15 protein-coding genes are annotated in these 18,885 nt (G+C 75.9%); 5 read left to right on the top strand and 10 right to left on the bottom strand.

Annotated elements, in window-relative coordinates:
- Positions 1–11: 11 nt before the first annotated feature.
- Entirely contained in the window at positions 12–1,181 is a 1,170-nt protein-coding gene (locus ACIP60_RS37095; protein WP_400693668.1) for a DegT/DnrJ/EryC1/StrS family aminotransferase, read from the top strand.
- A 7-nt stretch (positions 1,182–1,188) separates the two neighbouring features.
- Positions 1,189–2,409: a DegT/DnrJ/EryC1/StrS family aminotransferase gene (locus ACIP60_RS37090; protein ID WP_400693665.1), complete on the top strand. Its 1,221-nt coding sequence runs from the start codon at positions 1,189–1,191 to the stop codon at positions 2,407–2,409.
- Positions 2,410–2,487: 78 nt separating this feature from the next.
- Here the strand turns inward: ACIP60_RS37090 and ACIP60_RS37085 are convergent, their stop codons facing one another.
- The 6 genes from ACIP60_RS37085 to ACIP60_RS37060 form a co-directional block, all read right to left on the bottom strand.
- Entirely contained in the window at positions 2,488–4,143 is a 1,656-nt protein-coding gene (locus tag ACIP60_RS37085) for a class I adenylate-forming enzyme family protein (RefSeq protein WP_400693663.1), read from the bottom strand.
- Between the two features lie 92 nt (positions 4,144–4,235).
- On the bottom strand, positions 4,236–5,831 hold the full coding sequence (locus ACIP60_RS37080; protein WP_400693661.1) for a CoA transferase: 1,596 nt from the start codon (positions 5,829–5,831) through the stop codon (positions 4,236–4,238).
- Positions 5,828–6,577, bottom strand: a complete 750-nt coding sequence (locus ACIP60_RS37075; protein WP_400693659.1) for a class I SAM-dependent methyltransferase — start codon at positions 6,575–6,577, stop codon at positions 5,828–5,830. The genes ACIP60_RS37080 and ACIP60_RS37075 overlap by 4 nt, the downstream gene beginning before the upstream one ends.
- 101 nt (positions 6,578–6,678) lie before the next feature.
- Complete coding sequence (locus tag ACIP60_RS37070; RefSeq protein ID WP_400693656.1) at positions 6,679–8,115, bottom strand: protoporphyrinogen/coproporphyrinogen oxidase; 1,437 nt, start codon at positions 8,113–8,115, stop codon at positions 6,679–6,681.
- Positions 8,116–8,163: 48 nt separating this feature from the next.
- Entirely contained in the window at positions 8,164–9,837 is a 1,674-nt protein-coding gene (locus tag ACIP60_RS37065) for a class I adenylate-forming enzyme family protein (RefSeq protein ID WP_400693653.1), read from the bottom strand.
- The gene (locus tag ACIP60_RS37060; protein WP_400693651.1) at positions 9,834–10,805 is read right to left on the bottom strand and encodes a UbiA family prenyltransferase; all 972 of its coding nucleotides are present in this window, start codon (positions 10,803–10,805) and stop codon (positions 9,834–9,836) included. Before ACIP60_RS37060 ends, ACIP60_RS37065 begins: the two co-directional genes overlap by 4 nt.
- Here ACIP60_RS37060 and ACIP60_RS37055 point away from each other — a divergent pair.
- Positions 10,797–10,976 carry a hypothetical protein gene (locus ACIP60_RS37055; protein ID WP_400693648.1) on the top strand — a complete coding sequence of 60 codons (180 nt, stop codon included), beginning with the start codon at positions 10,797–10,799 and terminating at the stop codon, positions 10,974–10,976. The two genes, ACIP60_RS37060 and ACIP60_RS37055, sit on opposite strands and share 9 nt — an antisense overlap.
- A gap of 149 nt (positions 10,977–11,125) precedes the next feature.
- On the opposite strand, the gene ACIP60_RS37050 is transcribed toward ACIP60_RS37055, so the two are convergent.
- Positions 11,126–11,437, bottom strand: coding sequence for a hypothetical protein (locus ACIP60_RS37050; protein WP_400693645.1), 312 nt, complete (start codon positions 11,435–11,437; stop codon positions 11,126–11,128).
- 258 nt (positions 11,438–11,695) lie between these two features.
- Here ACIP60_RS37050 and ACIP60_RS37045 point away from each other — a divergent pair, with 258 nt between their 5' ends.
- Positions 11,696–12,247 carry an NUDIX domain-containing protein gene (locus ACIP60_RS37045; RefSeq protein WP_111556742.1) on the top strand — a complete coding sequence of 184 codons (552 nt, stop codon included), beginning with the start codon at positions 11,696–11,698 and terminating at the stop codon, positions 12,245–12,247.
- 40 nt (positions 12,248–12,287) lie between these two features.
- On the opposite strand, the gene ACIP60_RS37040 is transcribed toward ACIP60_RS37045, so the two are convergent.
- Entirely contained in the window at positions 12,288–13,913 is a 1,626-nt protein-coding gene (locus ACIP60_RS37040) for a phytoene desaturase family protein (RefSeq protein WP_400693641.1), read from the bottom strand.
- A gap of 155 nt (positions 13,914–14,068) precedes the next feature.
- Here ACIP60_RS37040 and ACIP60_RS37035 point away from each other — a divergent pair, with 155 nt between their 5' ends.
- Positions 14,069–16,111, top strand: coding sequence for an acetoacetate--CoA ligase (locus ACIP60_RS37035; protein ID WP_400693638.1), 2,043 nt, complete (start codon positions 14,069–14,071; stop codon positions 16,109–16,111).
- A gap of 70 nt (positions 16,112–16,181) precedes the next feature.
- On the opposite strand, the gene ptsP is transcribed toward ACIP60_RS37035, so the two are convergent.
- Together ptsP and ACIP60_RS37025 are read right to left on the bottom strand one after the other, a co-directional pair.
- Positions 16,182–17,852 (bottom strand): phosphoenolpyruvate--protein phosphotransferase, encoded by a 1,671-nt coding sequence (ptsP, locus tag ACIP60_RS37030; RefSeq protein WP_400693635.1) that lies wholly within the window; start codon positions 17,850–17,852, stop codon positions 16,182–16,184.
- A 39-nt stretch (positions 17,853–17,891) separates the two neighbouring features.
- On the bottom strand, positions 17,892–18,341 hold the full coding sequence (locus ACIP60_RS37025) for a PTS glucose transporter subunit IIA (protein WP_100835370.1): 450 nt from the start codon (positions 18,339–18,341) through the stop codon (positions 17,892–17,894).
- Positions 18,342–18,885 lie beyond the last annotated feature (544 nt).

Here is an 18,885-nt window from a genome sequence, read left to right as displayed (position 1 = left end):
ATGAGAGCTTCATGGGTGCCACTACTTCCCCGGGTGTCTCCTTCTTCACCCAGGTCGAGACCTTCGAATCCCTCTGGCCCACCACCCGGCGCCACCTCGACGAACTGATGGACCGCGGCAAGTACTCGCACGGCCCGAAGGTCGAGGAGTTCGAGGCCGCCCTCGCCGCCTGGACCGGCGCCCGGCACGTGGTCGGCGTCAACAGCGGCACCGACGCCCTGGTCCTGCTGCTGCGCGCGGCCGGACTGCGCCCCGGCGACGAGGTGATCGTCCCCGCCTACAGCTTCGTCGCCTCGGCGAGCTCGGTGGTGCTGGCCGGTGGGCGCCCGGTCTTCGCCGACATCGACCCGCTCGGCTACTGCCTCGACCCGGCGAGCGTCGAGGCCGTCCGCACCGACCGCACCCGGATGGTCATGCCGGTCCACCTGTTCCACCAACTCGCCGACCTGCGCGCCCTGCTGGACCTCGCCGACCGGCACGGCCTGACCGTCGTCGAGGACAGCGCCGAGGCGTTCGGCATGCGCTGGGACGGCGTGCACGCCGGACTGCACGGCGCCGGCGGCGTGCTCTCCTTCTTCCCCACCAAGACGCTCGGCGCGATCGGCGACGCCGGCGCCGTCCTCACCGACGACCCCGCCCTCGCCGAAGCCGTCTCCGCGATGCGCCACCACGGCCGCACCGGCCGCACCCTGGACGACTTCCGCACCATCAACCGTCCCACCGAACTGCTCGGCACCAACAGCAAGATGGACGACGTCCAGGCCGCCGTCCTGCTCGCCAAACTCGGCCGCGCCGACCAGGACATCGCCCGCCGCGCCGCCCTCGCCGCCGGCTACACCGAACGCCTGACCGGCACCCCCGGCCTCACCCTGCCCACCGTCCTGGCCCGGGACGCCGCCACCGACCCGGTCTGGTACGTCTACCTGATCGAGTCCGACCACCGCGACGCGCTCGCCGCCCACCTCGCCCGGCACGGCGTCCAGACCGAGACGTACTACCCGACGCCGCTGCACCTCCAGCCCTGCTTCGCCGAACTCGGCCACCGCCCGGGCGAGTTCCCGCACGCCGAAGCCGCCTGCGACCGCGCCCTCGCGCTGCCGCTCTACCCCGACCTCGCCGACCACGAACTGGACCTGGTCAGCGACCTGGTCCGCGACTTCCAGCACGGAAAGCAGCGCTGACCCGTCGATGACCACCAGCACCGCCGCCACCGGCACCACGAGCACTACGAGCACTACTAGCACCACGAGCACCACCGGCACCGCCCGGGCCGGTACCACCGAGGCCGCCACCGCCACCATCCCGTTCTTCCCGCCCGACCTGTTCGAGGACGACCGCCGCCTGCTGCTCGACACCGTCCACGAGGTCGCCACCGACCCGGCCCAGCGCTTCATCCTCGGCGAGCGCACCGCCCGCTTCGAGGACCTGCTCCGCACCGACCTCGGCACCGAGGACGTCATCGCCTGCGGCAGCGGCACCACCGCACTCACCCTGATCCTGCGCGCCCTGGGCATCGGCCCCGGCGACGAGGTGGTCGTCCCCGCCTTCGGCTGCGCCCCGCTCGCCAACACCGTCCTCGGCGTCGGCGCCACCCCGGTGTTCGCCGACATCGACCCGCACACCCTGGTCATGGACCCGGACGCGGCCGAGGCGCTGATCACCCCCCGCACCAGGGCCCTGATGCCCGCCCACATGTTCTCCGTGATGGCCGACATGCCGCGCCTGCGCGCCCTGGCCACCCGCCACGGCCTGCGGCTGATCGAGGACTCCGCGGTCGCCCAGGGCGCCGTCCTGGACGGCCGCCCGGCCGGCACCTGGGGCGACGCGGGCGTCTTCTCCTTCGTCCAGGTGAAGTCCTTCGGCGGCCCCGGCGAAGGCGGCGTCGTGGTCACCGGGGACCGCGAACTCGCCCGCACCGTACGGATGCTGCGCAACCACGGCCAGGACGGCGTGCACCGCTTCCGGCACCACCTGATCGGCCTGAACAGCCGCTTCGACGAGGTCCTCGCCGCCTTCCAACTGCGCCGACACCCCGGCCTGGCCGCCCGGCTGGCCCGCCGCGCCGAGATCGCCGCCCACTACACCGCGCACTTCACCCCGCTCGCCGCCCGCGGCGTCCTCCCGCCCCCGTCCGGCACCGACGGCCGCTGCTACTACGTCTACACGCTGCTCGCCGAACGCCGCGACGACCTCCGACGCCACCTGGCCGCGCACGGCGTCGACAGCCACGTCTACTACCCGCAGCCGCTGCCCCACCAGCCCGCCTTCGCCCACGCCGCCCCCGCCGACGGCCACTGGCCGAACGCCGAACGCGCCGCCCGGCAGTGCCTGTCCCTCCCGGTCTACCCGCACCTCACGGACGCCCAGGTCGAACGGATCACCACCGCCGTCCTCACCTTCCCGGCCTGACCGGCGCCGTCCCCCGCACCCCGGTGGGTGCCGCCGCCGCCCCGACCGCGCAGCGGCACCCACCGACCGACGCGTTCCTCAGCCCGCCGTCACCCCCACGGCCCCGCCCTCCGCAGCACCGTCCGCTGCGGCACCGCCCGCCTCGGCCCCGCCGTCGCGTACGGCCGCCGCGGCCAGCTCCGCGATCACCCGCCGGTCCGGCTTCCCGGACGCGCCCACCGGCAGCCGCTCCAGCACCACCAGCCGCTCCGGCAGCTTGTACCGCTCCAGGCCGCACAACTCGGCCAGGAAGAGCGTCAGTTCGGCGAGCTCCAGCCCCGCGCCGCGCGGCACCGCGCAGACGCACATCCGCTCCCCGAGGTCCGGGTCCGGCACCGGCACGCACACCGCCTCCGCGACCTCCGGGTGCCCCTCCAGCAGCTGTTCGACCTCGGCGGTGGAGATCGACACCCCGCCCCGGTTCACCGTCTGCCTGATCCGGGCCAGCACCCGCAGCGAGCCGTCCGCCTCCAGCACCCCCCGGTCGCCGGAGCGCACCCAGCCGCCGTCCACCCGCAGCCGGGCGTCCAACTCCGGCTCCCCGACGTGGCACAGCGGCGACATCGGCCCGCGCGCCTGCAACTCGCCCGGCACCCCGGCCGGCACCGGCCGCCCGTCCGGCCCGCACACCCGGAACTCCGCGACCCCCGGGTCCGGCCGCCCCACCCGCAGCACGTCGCCGTCCGGATCGTCCCAGCGGGCATGGCAGTTCAGGCCGTCGCTGGCGCCGTACACGTTCACCACCGGGCAGCCGAACCGCCGCAGCGCCGCACCCAGCACCGCCGGGGAGAGCGCCGCCGCGCTCGACACCACCGCCTGCAACGAGGACAGGTCCTCACCCGGCGCGGGAGGCAGCTCCGCCATCCTGCGCAGCATGGTCGGCACCGCCGCCAGGTGGGTCGGCCGCCACCGCCCCACCGCCGCCAGCGCCCCCGCCGGATCGAACCGCTCCCCGCCCGGCGGCAGCAGCACCGTGGCCCCGCACCGCACCAGCGCCACCACCGCCAGCGAGCCGTAGGCCGTCGCCGGGCTCACCAGCAGCAGCACCCGCGGCGGCGCGCCGTCCGCCGTCTCCAGCACCCGCTCCACGTACCGCCCGCGCCCGCCGGCCAGGGCGTTGTGCGAGTACGCGACCAGCTTCGGCGCGGCCTCCGAACCCGAGGAGAGCAGAATCCGGGCCGGTGCCTCCGGGTCCACCGCCGCCGGCCGCCAGCCGTCCCGCTCCGGCCACGGGTCCTCGTCCAGCACCACCACCTCGTGCAGGTCCGGGAGTTCCGGCCGCAGCCCGTCCACCAGCGCCTTCCACTCCGGCGCCGTCACCACCGCGTCCACCCGCGCCGTCCCCCACACCGCCAGCAGGTCCCGCCGCCCGTGCCCGGGCGTGCACGGCAGCACCACCGCGCCCAGCGCCGCCACCGCCAGATCCACCACCAGGGCCCGCCGGTCCGCGGGCACCTTCACCCCCACCACCGACCCCGGCCGCACCCCCCGCGCGGCCAGCCCCGCCGCCAACCCTCGCACCCGGCGACCGAGTTCCGCGTACGACAGCTCACCGCCCCGGTCCACCACCGCCACCCGCGCCCCGTCCGCCGCCACCCGCTCCGCGAACAGCTCATACAGCCCCCGCCCCGGACACCAGCCCCGCTCCACCCAGCGCTCCCGCAGCTCCCGGTCCACCCGGTCGGGGAACTCCACGCCAGCCACCGAAACCCACGTCACAGCCACCACTCCCGTTCACCGATCCGCCGACCAACAACCGAACCCCCCGGCCCACCCCCGTCACTGCCTCACGTCCCGAACTCCCAGGGCGCGCGGACGAACGCGCACCCGTCCGGGCCGAACTCGAACGCCGCCGCCACCCGCGGGTCTCGCGCCAGGACGCCCAGGTCCGTGCACACCTCCACCCCGCCGTCCGGCGCGCCCGGGTCGCCCGCCGCGCCGCACAGCAGCCGGGCCGCCGACAGCAGCGAGGACTCGACGTGCTGCGCCCGGCCGGTCCGTTCGCGGGCCTCCAGCGCCGCCACCGCCCCCGCCGCGCAGACCAGGCCGCCCAGCACGTCGCAGACGGTCAGCAGGGTGGGGCGCGGCGGCAGCCCGTCCGGCGCCAGCAGTGCGGCCAGGCCGGAGTGCGCCTGGACGGGGTAGTCGGTGCTCAGCCCGGGTCCGCCGCCGCTGGCCTGGGCGTACACCAGCCCGGGGCGCAGCGCGGCGACCGTCCCGGCGTCCAGCCCCAGCCCGGCGACCTTCGCGGGCGCCAGGCTGTGCAGCAGCACGTCCGCGCCCCGCACCAACTCCCGTACCGCCGCGCGCCCTTCCGCACTGCGCAGGTCCGCCTCCAGCACCCCCTTGCCACGGTTGAGCGCCGCGAACCGCGCCGACACCGCCGCCCCGCCGTCCACCACCGCGCCGCCGCCGTCCGCCGCCCCGCTCCCGGCCGTCATCGGCGGCACCCCGCGCAGCGGGTCCCCGCCCGGCGGTTCGACCCGCACCACGGTGGCCCCGAGCAGCGCCAACACCCGTCCGGCCAGCGGCCCCTGGACCCGCCGGGCGATCTCCACCACCGTCACGCCGTCCAGCGGCCCACGGGTCGGCAGCACGGACGGCGACGAGGCGGCCCCCGCCGCCCCGCCCGCCCGCAGCCGCCACGGCATCCCGCCCAGGACGGCCGGCCGGTCCGCCGCCACCGTCAGCTCCACCCCGCACTCGGCGGCGATCCGCGCCAGCCGCCGGTGGCCGACCGCCCGCGCCGCCGCGAACAGCTCCTCCGGCAGCGGGCAGGCCGCCGTCCCGTAGCGGGCCTGGAACGGCAGCCAGGCACGGCCCACCACCCGCCGCTCGACGCCCAGTCCGGTCCAGAACCGCAGCCAGCCGTCCGCCGCCAGCGCCTCCAGCTCGAACCACGCCCCGTCCGCCGCGCGGAACGGCGGCCCGCCCGTCCCGGCCGGCTCCGCGCCCTCCCGGTCCGGGGCGGTGGCCGCCGCCAGGTACTGCGCCAGCCCGAGCAGCGCGGCCTGCGCCACCGAGACGCCCACCTCGCGGTACGCCGCGCCCGCCCGCCGCGCGCGCAGTGCCGCCAGCGCGCCGGTCGCGGCCAGCACCCCGGCGGCCACCGACGCGAAGTCCACCCGCAGCGGCGTGGGCGCCCCGTACCGCCGGCCGTGCACGTGCATCACCCCGCAGGCCGCCTGGACGTCCGCCTCGCTGCCGACCGCCAGCCCCAGCGGGCCCGCCCAGGAGATCCGGCAGGCCACCTCGCCGCCGACCTCCAGCAGTTCGCCGTCCGGCAGGTCGCCCTCCGCGACCCGCACCCCGGAGGCGCGCAGCAGCCCCGCCGCCACCTCCCGGGCCAGCCGCGGCCGGGTGCCGAGCGCCGGTCCGCTCACGGCCGCCGTCCGTGCACCGCGTACACCACGTTCGAGCAGGCCAGGAACCGCGGGTCGCCGAACATCCCGCGCAGCCGGGCGAGTTCGTCCTCGGTCAGCCCCTCCCGCAGCAGCGCCCCGCGCAGGTGCCAGGTGTTGTGCAGCTGCATCTCCAACTGCGGCGTCCCGGGCGCGAGCATGCCGATCCGGGCCTCCGCCTCCACCCCGGTGAACCCGGCCCGCACCAGCGCGCCGGCGCACTCCCGGCCCCAGCCCTGGTGCGAACCGCGCGCCCGGAAGGCCCGCAACTTCGCCTGCTGGTACCGCTCGTACAGCTCCCGGTCCCGCTCGTCGGGGACGGTGAGCACCGGCGCGTACTCGGCGTCGAACTCCAGCAGGTGCAGCACCCCGCCGGGCCGCAGCGCGGCGAACAGCTTCGCCAGCACCGCCTCCCGCTCCGGCAGGTGGGAGAGCACCAGCCGGACGTGCACCAGGTCGAACGCGCCCTCCGGCAGCGGGTCCCGCACCACGTCGTGCCGCCGCACCGTCAGCCCGGGCCGGGCGGGCACCGGCAGCGGCACCAGGTCCGTCGCCAGCACCGAGCCCCCGGGCGCCACCTGCCCGGCCAGCCAGACCGCGACGCTCCCCGCCCCCGTGCCCACGTCCAGGCAGCGCATCCCCGGCCCGACCCCGCCCGCCCGCAGCGCGCCGACACTGATCGGATCGAGCCACGCCGCCAGGCACCGGTGCTGCCCGGCCGCGTGCACGCTCCCGTTGTCGAACAGGTACGACCCCCCGACCGCATCCCCGACCGCATCCCCGAGCCCGGTCCCGAGCCCGGCCCCGGCCTCCGCCACCGCCCCGCCCATCACACCCGCCCCACCGCGGCGACACCCGCGCCCGCACCGGAACCCGCGCCCGCCGTGCCACCCGCACCGGAGCCCGCGTGCGCCAGCACCCGCCGCGCCGCCAGCCGCCCCGACCGCACCGCGCCCTCACTGCTCGGCCGCAGCATCACCCAGTCCCCGGCGTACTCGACCGCCCGGGTCGGCCGGTCCAGGAACGCGGCCCGCTCCCGGACCGCCGCCGGCGCGCCCTGCGGCAGCCCGAGCGGGAAGCGGTGCACCAGCGTCCGGACGGTGGCCGCCCGCAGGCCGGGCAGGAAGCGCTCGGCCTCCGCGCAGAGCGTCTCCACCACCCGCTCGTCCGGCTCGTCCAGCAGCGCGGGGGAGAGCCACGGCGAGGCGAACACGCTGACCAGTCCCTTGCCCGCGGGCGCCCGCCCGTCCGCCTTCAGGTGGTCGAGGATCAGCCCGGTGCACACCCGGCTCTCCGTCTCCGGCACCGACAGCGCGTAGCTCGGCGCCCCGGTCGGGCTCGGCAGCGGCCGGTCCAGCAGACAGGCCACCTTGAGCATCGGCGTGTACGTGCTCGCCGCCAGGTACGCCCGCTCCCGGTCCGGGAGGTCCGCCCCGCGCAGTTCCAGGGCCAGCGGCGCGGGCACCGCCAGCACCGCCTGCCGGGCGCGGACCCGGGCCCCGTCCGCGAACTCCAGCAGCACGCCGCCGGGCTCGCCCGCCGCCCGCTCCCGGACGGCGACCACCCGGCGCCCCAGCTCCACCGGCAGCCGCTCGGCCAGGCGGCGGGCCAGCGTGTCCATCCCGTCCCGGTAGGTCATCCAGCGGGCCCCGGCGCCGCCCACCGAGAGCAGGGTGGCCACCATCGGGGCGACGGCCGAGCTCTCCGGCCGCCAGCCGAAGCAGTGGCCGGAGAGCGGTTGCAGCATCGCCGCCAGCAGTTCCTCCCGCCCGGGCGAACCGGCGCAGAACTCGCTGAGCGTCGCGTCCCCGCTGGGCGCGGTCTCCGGCCGGTCGGGGTCGAACCCGCGCCAGGCGGTGGCGAGTTCGGCGGTGAAGCGCAGCCACGCCCAGCGTCCCCGCCAGGACAGCCCGGCGCCGGTCAGCAGCCCCTTCGGGTGCCCGAGGTGGGCGTGCGCCCGGCCGTGCCGCCACAGCGCGAACCCGGGCCCGATCACGGGCACCTCGGACTCCGGCAGGCCGACCGCCCGGATCAGCTCCCAGGTCGCCTCGTACCCGGCCCCCGCGATGGTCTCCGCGCCCTCGTCCAGCAGCCACCCGTCCACCCGGTCGGAGGCCATCCGCCCGCCCACCCGGTCCGCCCCCTCGAAGACCCGCACCGACCGTCCGGCCGCCACCAGGTGGTGCGCCGCGGCCAGCCCGGCGATCCCCGCCCCGACCACCGCGACGTCGACCTCCACCTCGGCCCCGCCGTCGTCCCCGTCCACTGCGATCCGCTCCCTCACCGTCTCAACTCCCGCTCTCGCCAGTACGGTTCACGTCCACTGCCCGGTCCCGATCCCGGCGCTGCCGGCCAGCACCCGGGCCCGCAGCTCGTGCCGCCGCACCTTCCCGGTGGCCGTCCGCGGCACCGTGTCCCAGCCGACCACCAGCGGTTCGGCCAGCGGCGGCAGGTCGCGCACGGCGTCCCGCCAGCGCGCCGGGTCGAGCCCGCCGTCCGCGGTGACCAGCACCGGCTGCGGGCGGCCGTCGGCCACCGACAGCAGGACGGCCTCCTCGACGTCCGGCAGCCGCTCGTGCAGCACGTCCTCGATCTCGACGCAGCTCAGCCCGGGCACCATGTCGACCTCCCGGTCCAGCACGAAGACCCGGCCGTCGCGGGTCCGGGTGCCGAGGTCCCCGGTGTTGAACCAGCGGCCGTCGAGCTTGCGCCCCCAGCGCTCCGGCTCGCCCAGGTAGCCCAGGCAGAGCGCCCCGGTGCGGGCGTACAGCATCCCGGTCTCGCCGGGCCGCACCGCCCGCCCGGGCCGCGCGGGGTCGACGACCTTCACCCGCACCCAGCCGGGCACCGGCCGCCCCAGGTCGCGGGTGGTCGGGTGCCGCCCGGCGGGTCCGGCCAGCGCCCCCCGGGTCAGGAACCGGAAGCTCAGCGGCCCGGTCTCGCTCTGCCCCCACCCCTGCATCCACACCGGCCGCCGCCGCCGGGTGGCGTCCAGGAACGCCCGCACCGTCGGCGGGTGCATCGCGTCGAAGGTCGAGATGAACAGCCGCACGTCCCGGAACGGGTTGCCCGCCCCGGCCGTCAGCGGCTGCCAGCGCACGTAGCTCGACGGCAGCGCCTCCAGGACGGTCGGCGGGTGGCTGCGCAGCAGCGCGGCGGCGGCCGACGGGTCCGCGTCCGGCAGCAGCGCGACGGTCCTCGGCGCCCGCCAGAACGCGCTGACCGTCCAGGTCAGCGCCCGCCCGTGGGCGAACGAGACGGCGCTGGCCACGGTGTCCGTGCGGCGCACCGACAGCACCGGCCAGGGCCGCGCCTCGAACGCCGACAGCCGCCGGATCAGCGTCCGGGTCGAGTGCACCACCAGCTTGGGGACGCCGGTGGTGCCCGAGGTGTGGATCACCGCCAGCGGCTCGTCCTCCCCGCGGGTGCGCACCCCCGGCACCGGCCCGCCGCGCAGCTCGTCCACCGCCAGCGCGCCCGGCGACGGCCCGTCCAGGCAGACCGTCCGCCCGGCCAGGCCGGTCAGCTCCACCCCGGCCGCCCGCGCCCCGCCCAGCACGTCCCGCTGGGTGACCAGCACGTCCGGCCGCAGCCGCCGCAGCAGCGCGCCCAGGGCGTCCGGCGGCACCCGGTCCGACAGCAGGGCGGGCACCGCCCCGATCCGGGCCGCCGCGCAGGCCAGCAGCACGTAGTCCCAGTGGTTGCGCTTGACGACCGCCACCGACGACCCGGGCCCGGCCCCGGCCGCCACCAGCCAGGCCGCGGTCTCCCGCACCAGCTCGGCCACCTGGGCGGTGTCGTACACGGTGCCCCGCTCCGGCGCCAGGTCCAGCGGACGGCCCAACCGGACGTCCACCGAGGGCCGTTGGTCGGCCAGCGTGTCGAACAGCGGCCCCAGGTCCAGCGGCAGCCGCCCGAACAGCGTCCCCGTCCCGCCGCGCCGGGTCCCGCCGCGTCCCGCCGCGCCACTCGCCGTTCCGCCGCTCACAGCCCACCGCCGAACACCGCGAGGGCCAGGTCGGTGCCGACCAGCAGCGCGCAGCACACCCGGTGCAGGCGGATGCCCAGCCGGCGGGCGAGCAGGATCTCGCCCCGGACGAACCCGAGCACCCACTGCCGGACCCGCAGCGCGATCACCGGCGCCATCACCAGCGGGAACCACCACGGCGCGAACCCGGTCACCGCCGAGCCCACCAGCAGCACCGCCTCCAGCGCCGAACACCCGGCCACGAAAGCCGCGTTGCCGCGCGGCGGGAGCAGCACGGCGGCGGTCCGGCGCCCCACCGCCCGGTCGCCGGGGATGTCGTTGGTGTTGGAGTACACGCCGAACAGCAGCGGCCCCAGCCCGAACACCAGCGCCTGCACCACCGCGAAGCCGTCGGACCGCCCGGTCAGCAGCCCGTACAGCGGCAGCACGAAGAACCAGCCCAGCGCGGCCAGGAAGAACTCCTGGAAGCCGTTGTAGCTGATCCGCAGCCACCAGGTGTACTGGAAGCCGAACACCGCCAGCGCCGCCGTCCCGGCCACCGCCCACCAGGGCCGGGCGGGCGCCGCCGCGACGGCCGCCGCCCAGCACAGCACGCAGACCGCGACCGCCGCCCACCCGAAGCGGATCGCCTGACGCTCCGTCAAGGTGCCCGCCACCAGCGGCTTGCGGGCCAGCCGCCGGGCGGGCGCGTCCGGCCCGTAGTTCACCGCGTCGCTGCCGTCCCGGTACCCGGTGACGTCGTCGAAGGTGCACATGGCCGCGCTCATCGCGACCTCGCCCGCCAGGAACAGCACCAGCACCGGCACGGTCGTCCCGGCCCCCGCCCCGGACCCGGCGGCCAGCACCATCGCGGCCACCAGCGGGACGCTCAGGTAGTAGTCCCAGATGTCGAGCTTGGCCAGCCGGGCGTACGCCCGCCAGGGGATCGGGGCCGCCTCGGGGGCAGCGGGAAGTGCGACGTGCTCCACGGGAAACGCAGTCCTCTCGACGGCGGCCGCAACCCGGGACGCGAACTGCCGCGGGGGGCCGGAGACAACGGGCCGACCGCGCTGGCGGTGCGCGCGCTGACGGTGCGCGCGCTGACGGTGCGCCAATTCGCCGCGACGGGCCAGGAGTCGGCGGTCGCCATCATGACATAGTGCGACCGTTCGGACGCATTTCTGTGATCAGAGAAAAAGCGGGCGATCGGCTATTTCCCCGACCGCCCGTGCGATCATCCGACCGCATTTCCGCCCCCGCTCGAACGGCCCGGACCGCCCGGACCGTCCGCACCGCCCGCGCGGTCCGCTCAGGCGGAGAAGCTCCCCGCCCCACCCGGCGCGTGCGTGCCGTAGCCCGGCTGCACCGCCACCGACGGGCCCAGGCAGAACGGGTTGCCGTACACCTTCACCGGACGGTCGGTCCGGTTCGTCAGCACGTGCGCCAACGTGGGGAGTTGCTGGCAGCCGGCCGGGTCGTGGTAGACGTCCAGCGGCTGCGCCTCGGTCGAGAACACCACCACGTCACCGCTCGCCGCGCGCACCGCCGCCGGGGCCGGCGCCGCCAGCCCGAACACCGAGCCCGCCGCCAGCAGGGAAATCAGAATCGCTCGCACAATCATCCTTCATGAACGGTCAACTCCCGTGCCCATCACGGAACACCCCATCGCTATCGTGCGCACACACTCCGAATCCAACCGCGCCCACCGGATTCACCCGCCCGGCCGGACCGCACCCCCGCCCGCCCCGCGCCGACCGCACCCCCGCACGCCCCCGCCCCGCGCCCTGCGCGCACCGCTCCGAGCCGACCCCCACCGCCCCGCCGCCGACCCGTGCCGACTCCGCCCCGCCCGGCACCCGGCCGGACTACCATCGCCCCCATGACGACCCAGCCGTCCGCCCGCCCCGCCGTCTTCGGCCCCAACACCCACTGCCACTGGTGCGGGACGCCCTACCCGGCCGGCACCACCGCCTGGCCGCGCACCTGCCCCGGCTGCGGCGAGATCAGCTACCGCAACCCGCTCCCGGTCACGGTCGCCCTGCTCCCGGTGCACCTCCCCGACGGCGAGACCCGGCTGACCGTCATCCGCCGCACCATCGAACCCGGCTACGGCCTGCTCGCCCTGCCCGGCGGCTACGTCGACTACGGCGAGAGCTGGCAGCAGGCCGCCGCCCGCGAACTGCGCGAGGAGACCGGCATCCTGGCCGACCCGGCCGAGGCACTGCTGGTCGCCACCGACTCCGACGCCCGGGGCGGCTTCCTCTGCCTGTTCGCCCTCTTCCCGGCCCGCGACCTGGCCGACCTGCCGCCCTCCGTCCCCACCGACGAGACCGAGGGCTGGGAGCTCGCCACCGTCGAGACCCCGCTGGCCTTCCCGTTCCACACCCGGGTGGCCCGCTCCTGGTTCGACGGCGAGTACGCCCCCCGCTGAACCCGGCCGGCCCCGCCGCCGCTCCCGGCTCCGGCTCCGGTCAGCGCCCCAGCACCGCCATCGCCGCGTTGTGCCCCGGAATCCCGCTCACCCCGCCGCCCCGCACCGCCCCGGCCCCGCACACCAGCACCCGCGGATGCCCGGTCCCCACCCCCCACCGGCCCACGTCCCCGCCGGAACCGCCGGAACCGCCGGAACCCCCGAAACCGCCGTCCCCGCCCCCGTCCCCGTCCCCGTCCTCCGCACGGAACGGGAACGCCAGGTCCCGGTGGAAGATGTTCCCGCCCGGCAGCCGCAGGTCCGCCGCTAGGTCCAGCGGCCCGCGCACCTCCAGGCACGGCCGCCCCTCCCCGTCCACCGCCAGGCAGTCCGCCAACGGCTCCGCCAGCACCCCGTCCAACGCCGCCAGCACCCCTGCCAGCGCCGCCCGCCGCACCCCCTCCGGGTCCGCGGCGAACAACCGCGCCGGCACCTGCAGCCCGAACAGCGTCAGGGTCTGCGCCCCCGCCGGCACCCCCGGCCCCAGGATCGACCGGTCCGCCAGCGAGTGGCAGTAGATCTCCGACGGCGCGGGGGAGGGCAGCCGCCCCGCCGCCGCCTCCCGGTACGCCCCCTCCAGCTCCCGGTAGGACTCCGCGACGTGGAACGTCCCCCCGAACGCGTCCCGCACGTCCACCGCCCCGTCCCGCAGCCGGGGCAGCCGGCTCAGCAGCATGTTCACCTTCAGCTGCGCCCCCTCCGGCGCCGGCTCCCCGGCCCGCTCGCCCACCAGCCGCGCCAGCTCCGCCGGCGCCGCGTTGCACAGCACCCAGCGCGCCCCCACCCGCCGCTCCACCCCGTCCGCGTCCAGGTACCCGACCTCGGCCGGCCCCGCCGCGCCCCCCGGGTCCACCGCCACCACCTCGCACCCGGTCCGCAACTCCGCCCCGCCCGCCAGCGCCGCCCCCGCGAGCGCCCCGGTCACCGCCCCCATCCCGCCCACCGGCACGTCCCAGTCACCCGTCCCGCCCCCCACCACGTGGTACAGGAAGCACCGGTTCTGCCGCAGCGAGGGATCGTGCGCGTGCGTGAACGTCCCGATCAGCGCGTCCGTCAGCACCACCCCCCGCACCACGTCGTCCGCGAACCGCCGCTCCAGCGCCTCGCCCAACGGCCGCTCGAACAACTCCGCCCACGCCACCGGATCGTCCACCCGCGCCCGCAGCTCCGCCCGCGACGGCAGCGGCTCCGTCAGCGACGGGAACACCCGCTCCGCCACCCGCCCGGTCATCCCGTAGAACTCCCGCCACGCAGCGAACTCCCGCTCCCCACCGGTCAGTTCACGGAACGACTCGGCCGTCCGCCGCTCGTCCCCGCCGTCCACCAGCAACCCCCCGACCCGCCCGTCCCGCTCCCACGGCGTGTACGAGGAGATCCGCCGCCGCCGCAACTCCACCCGCACCCCCAGCTCGGCCAGGATCCGCCGCGGCAGCAGGCTCACCAGGTACGAGTACCGCGACAGCCGCGCGTCCACCCCCGCGAACGCCCGCTCCGACACCGCCGCCCCGCCGACGTGCCCCAGCCGCTCCAGCACCAGCACCCGCAACCCGGCCCGCCCCAGGTACCCGGCCGCCACCAGCCCGTTGTGCCCGCCGCCCACGATCACCACGTCGTACGCCACCGTCATCCCGCCGGTCTACCACCTCCCGCCCGCCCCCACCAGCACCCCGACCGCGCGACCCTGGACCGCCGGACGATCACGTGGCAGGGTCGGCAGCGTCAGCACCGCACGGACGGCCGCCACCAGCCCCGCCGTCCCCGCCCCGGCCTGGAGACCACCACGTGAGCACCCCTCCGACCCCCCAGGACCAGCACCACCCCGAGCCGCTCTGGCGCCCCGACCCCGCCCGCGCCGCCGCCAGCCGCCTGGTCGCCTTCCAGCGCTGGGCCGCCGACCACCACGGCGCCCCCGCCGCCCCCCTCGCACCGGTCACCACCGACGCCGAGGCCGCCGGCCGCTACGCCGACCTCCACCGCTGGTCCACCGAGGACCTCGCCCGCTTCTGGACGGCCGTCACCGAGTACTTCGACGTCCGCTTCCACACCCCGCCCACCGCCGTCCTCGCCGAACCCGCCACCATGCCCGGCGCGAAGTGGTTCCCCGGCGCCACCCTCAACTACGCCGAACACGCCCTGCGCGCCGCCGAGGACCCGGCCAACGCCGACCGCCCCGCGATCCTCCACCTGGACGAGCGCACCGCCGAACCCGTCGCCACCACCTGGTCCGAACTCCGCCGCCAGGTCGGCTCGCTGGCCGCCGCCCTGCGCGCGAACGGCGTCCGCCCCGGCGACCGGGTCAGCGCCTACCTGCCCAACGTCCCGCAGGCCGCCGTCGCCCTCCTCGCCACCGCCGCCGTCGGCGCCACCTGGACCAGCTGCGCCCCCGACTTCGGCGCCCGCAGCGTCCTCGACCGCCTCCAGCAGATCGAGCCCACCGTCCTGTTCGCCGTCGACGGCTACCACTACGGCGGCAAGGACCACGACCGCACCCGGGTCGTCGCCGAACTCCGCCGCGAACTCCCCACCCTGAACACCGTCATCCACGTCCCGCTCCTGGACACCCCCGCCCCCGAAGGCACCCTCCACTACGACGACCTGGTCGCCGCGGACACCGAACCCGTCTTCGAACCCGTCCCCTTCGACCACCCGCTCTGGGTGCTCTACTCCTCCGGCACCACCGGCCTCCCCAAGGCCATCGTGCAGAGCCAGGGCGGCATCCTGGTCGAACACCTCAAGCAGGCCGCCCTCCACCTCGACCTCGGCCCCGACGACCGCTTCCTCTGGTACACCTCCACCGGCTGGATGATGTGGAACTTCCTCCTCGCCGGCCTGCTCACCGGAACCACGATCGTCACCTACGACGGCAGCCCCGGGCACCCCGACACCGGCGCCCTCTGGTCGGTCGCCGCCCGCACCCGCGCCACCGTCCTCGGCACCTCCGCCGCCTACGTCATCGCCAGCCGCAAGGCCGACCTGCACCCCGGCCGCGACCTCGACCTCTCCGCCGTCCGCTGCCTCGGCACCACCGGCTCCCCGCTCCCGCCCGACGGCTTCCAGTGGATCTACGACGAGGTCAAGTCCGACCTCTGGCTCGCCTCCGTCAGCGGCGGCACCGACGTCTGCTCCTGCTTCGTCGGCGGCGTCCCCACCCTCCCCGTCCACCTCGGCGAGATCCAGGCCCCCTGCCTCGGCGCCGCCGTCGAGTCCTGGGACCAGGACGGCCACCCGCACACCGACACCGTCGGCGAACTCGTCGTCACCAAGCCGCTCCCGTCCATGCCCACCGGCTTCTGGAACGACCCCGACGGCCGCCGCTACCACGACAGCTACTTCGACACCTACCCCGGCACCTGGCGCCACGGCGACTGGATCACCGCCACCTCCCGCGGCACCGTCGTCATCCACGGCCGCTCCGACTCCACCCTCAACCGCCAGGGCGTCCGAATGGGCTCCGCCGACATCTACGAGGTCGTCGAACGACTCCCCGAGATCGCCGAATCCCTGGTCATCGGCCTCGAAGAACCCGACGGCGGCTACTGGATGCCGCTGTTCGTCGTCCTCACCCCCGGCGCCGTCCTCGACGAGGACCTCACCACCCGCATCCGCACCTCACTGCGCACCCAACTCTCCCCGCGCCACGTCCCCGACGAGGTGATCACCGTCCGGGGCCTCCCGCACACCCTCACCGGCAAGCGCCTCGAAGTCCCCGTCAAGCGCCTGCTCGGCGGCACCCCCCTCACCCGGGCCGTCAACCCCGGCTCCGTCGACAACCTCGACCACCTGCGCTTCTTCGAACAGCTCGCCACCACCCGCAAGCAGCCCTAGCCCGAGAAGGCCCCGAGGGGCCGCCACCGCCCCCCACGGCGGCAGCGACCCCCCCGGGAGTCCGCGACCCCTACTCCCCGGACAGCACCCGCTGCGCCGCCTCCCGCGCCTCCGCCGCACCGTCCGCCGCCCGCGCCGCCTCGGCCGCCCGCTGGCACTGCGCCAACGACGCCTGCGCCAACCCCGCCCGCACGTACGGGATCGCCGCCGCACCCATCGACAGGCTCGTCACCCCGAGCCCCGTCAGCACGCACGCCAACAGCGGGTCCGACGCCGCCTCCCCGCACACCCCGCAGCTCTTCCCGGCCGCCTTCGCCGCCTCCGCCGCCGCCGCGATCAGGTCCAGCAGCGCTGGCTGCCACGGGTCCTGCAACCGCGCCAACGACCCCACCTGCCGGTCCGCCGCGAACGCGTACTGCGCCAGGTCGTTCGTCCCCAGCGACACGAACTCCACCTCCCGCAGGATCGCCCCCGCCCGCAGCGCCGCCGACGGGATCTCCACCATCGCCCCGTACTTGGCGTCCAACCCCACCTCCCGACACGCCGCCGCGAACGCCCGCGCGTCCACCCCGTCCGCCACCATCGGCGCCATCACCTCCAGGCGCACCGTCAACCCCTCCGCCGCCCGCGCCAGCGCCCGCAACTGCGACCGCAGCACCTCCGGGTGCTCCAGCAGCGTCCGCAACCCGCGCACCCCCAGCGCCGGGTTCGGCTCGTCCCCCGGCGTCAGGAACTCCAACGGCTTGTCCGCCCCCGCGTCCAGCACCCGCACCACCACCCGGGCCCCCGGAAACGCCTCCAGCACCTTCCGGTACGCCTCGACCTGCTTGTCCTCGCTCGGCGCGTGCGCCGAATCGTCCAGGAACAGGAACTCCGTCCGGAACAGCCCGACGCCCTCCGCCCCGTTCTCCAACGCCGCCGGCACGTCCCCCGGACCACCCACGTTCGCCAGCAACGGCACCATGAACCCGTCCGACGTCCGCCCCGGCCCGCTCGACGCCGCCAGCGCCGCCCTCCGCTCCGCCGCCAGCCGACGCAACTCCTCCTGCCGCTCCGCCGCCGGCTCCACCACCACCTCGCCCGACGCCCCGTCGACCGCCACCACCACCCCCTCCGCCAACCCCGTCGCCCCCGCCAGCGCCACCACCGCCGGCACCCCCAGCGCCCGCGCCAGGATCGCGCTGTGCGAGGTCGGCCCGCCCTCCTCCGTCACGAACCCCAGCACCAGCGACGGGTCCAGCAACGCCGTGTCCGCCGGCGCCAGGTCCCGCGCCAGCAGCACGTACGGCTCGTCACTGTCCGGCACCCCCGGCATCGGCACCCCCAGCAACCGCGCCACGATCCGGTTCCGCACGTCGTCCAGGTCCGCCACCCGCCCGGCCAGGTACTCACCCGCCGCCGCCAGCAGCTCCCGGTACGCCGCGAACGCGTCGTACACCCCGCGCTCCGCACTGCTCCCCGACTCGATCCGCCGGTTCACGTCCGCCAGCAGCTCCGGGTCCTGCGCCATCAGCGCCTGCGCCTCCAGCACCGCCTGCGCCTCACCCCCCGCCAGGTTCCCGCGCGCCACCAGGTCCGCGGCCACCGCGTCCACCGCTGCCTGCGCCCGGGCCCGCTCCCGCGGCACCTCCTCGGCCGACACCTGGGTCACCGGCGGCTCCAGCACCGCCGTCCCCATGTGCCGCACCTGCCCGATGGCGACCCCGTGGCTGACCCCCACGCCCCGCAGCGTCCGCTCCATGGTCCGAAACCCCTTCGCCGTCCGTCGCCGTCAGTTCCGTCAGTTCCAGATGAACAGCTCGCCGCCGGCCGTGACGTCGCCCGACTCCGCCACCCCGCTCAACTGCTCCGCCGACGCCTCCAGCGCCACGATCGGCGAGATCGGGGACTTCCCGGCCGCCTCCACCGCCGCCGGGTTCCACTTGATCACCGGCTGCCCCCGCTTCACCCGGTCCCCCTTGTGCACCAGCAGCTCGAACCCCTCCCCATTGAGCTGCACCGTGTCGATCCCCAGGTGCGTCAGCACCCCGTGCCCGTTCTCGTCCATCACCACGAACGCGTGCGGATGCATCGACACCACCTGCCCGTCCACCGGAGCCACCGCGTCGATCGGCTCCCGCAACGGATCGATCGCCGTCCCCGGCCCGACCATGGCCCCCGCGAACACCGGGTCGGGAACGTTGGCGAGGCCGACAGCGCGACCGGCGAGCGGCGACGTGACAGTGGTCATGGTGGAGCCTCCCAGGTACGGAGTACATCGCGTGCGGCCGCGGGGCAGCGGCCCATTGATCGACTGAACCAAAATTACGTCAACTTCGGACATCTCATGACATAACGCCCGCGAGCCGCCCGGGTGAAGATCCCCTCCCGTCCCAACCGAGCCGCACACGAACCGACCGCCCCGCGCCCTCCCCGTCGACCCCGCCACCCGCAAGTGGTCTAGTCCTCTCGGCCAACCCGCCGCACTCTACGGCATCCGAGTGAGCCCCCACCTGCCACTCCCACCCGCTCCGCGCAGGCCCAACCGGGTGAACTTCGCCCCGCCCCGATTAGGCGCTCGGCCACCGACCCGCTATGGTTGCTCAGGTCGCCGCGCAACGGCGGTAAACAGAGCAAGTCAGGCGAGTAAAGATTCGGTCAACGCCGAATAAACGGTCTGGTAAGCTCGAAACAAGAAAAAACGAAGCGCCCGGAGATGCGGTCGGAAGGCCGGTCGAAGGAAGCGTCCGTTCCTTGAGAACTCAACAGCGTGCCAAAAGTCAACGCCAGATATG

It is taken from the genome of Kitasatospora sp. NPDC088783, from assembly GCF_044750705.1.
Lineage (GTDB): Bacteria > Actinomycetota > Actinomycetes > Streptomycetales > Streptomycetaceae > Kitasatospora > Kitasatospora fiedleri.
Note: the sequence above shows the minus strand (reverse complement) of the source record. Positions and strands in the feature narration are given on the sequence as shown.

What these genes read in the sequence shown, in the direction of transcription:
- ACIP60_RS37095 (WP_400693668.1), top strand. Translation starts at nt 12, where the DNA reads ATGGGTGCCACTACTTCCCCGGGTGTCTCCTTCTTCACCCAGGTCGAG.
- ACIP60_RS37090 (WP_400693665.1), top strand. Translation starts at nt 1,189, where the DNA reads ATGACCACCAGCACCGCCGCCACCGGCACCACGAGCACTACGAGCACT.
- ACIP60_RS37050 (WP_400693645.1), bottom strand. Translation starts at nt 11,437, where the DNA reads ATGATTGTGCGAGCGATTCTGATTTCCCTGCTGGCGGCGGGCTCGGTG.
- ACIP60_RS37045 (WP_111556742.1), top strand. Translation starts at nt 11,696, where the DNA reads ATGACGACCCAGCCGTCCGCCCGCCCCGCCGTCTTCGGCCCCAACACC.
- ACIP60_RS37040 (WP_400693641.1), bottom strand. Translation starts at nt 13,913, where the DNA reads ATGACGGTGGCGTACGACGTGGTGATCGTGGGCGGCGGGCACAACGGG.
- ptsP (WP_400693635.1), bottom strand. Translation starts at nt 17,852, where the DNA reads ATGGAGCGGACGCTGCGGGGCGTGGGGGTCAGCCACGGGGTCGCCATC.
- ACIP60_RS37025 (WP_100835370.1), bottom strand. Translation starts at nt 18,341, where the DNA reads ATGACCACTGTCACGTCGCCGCTCGCCGGTCGCGCTGTCGGCCTCGCC.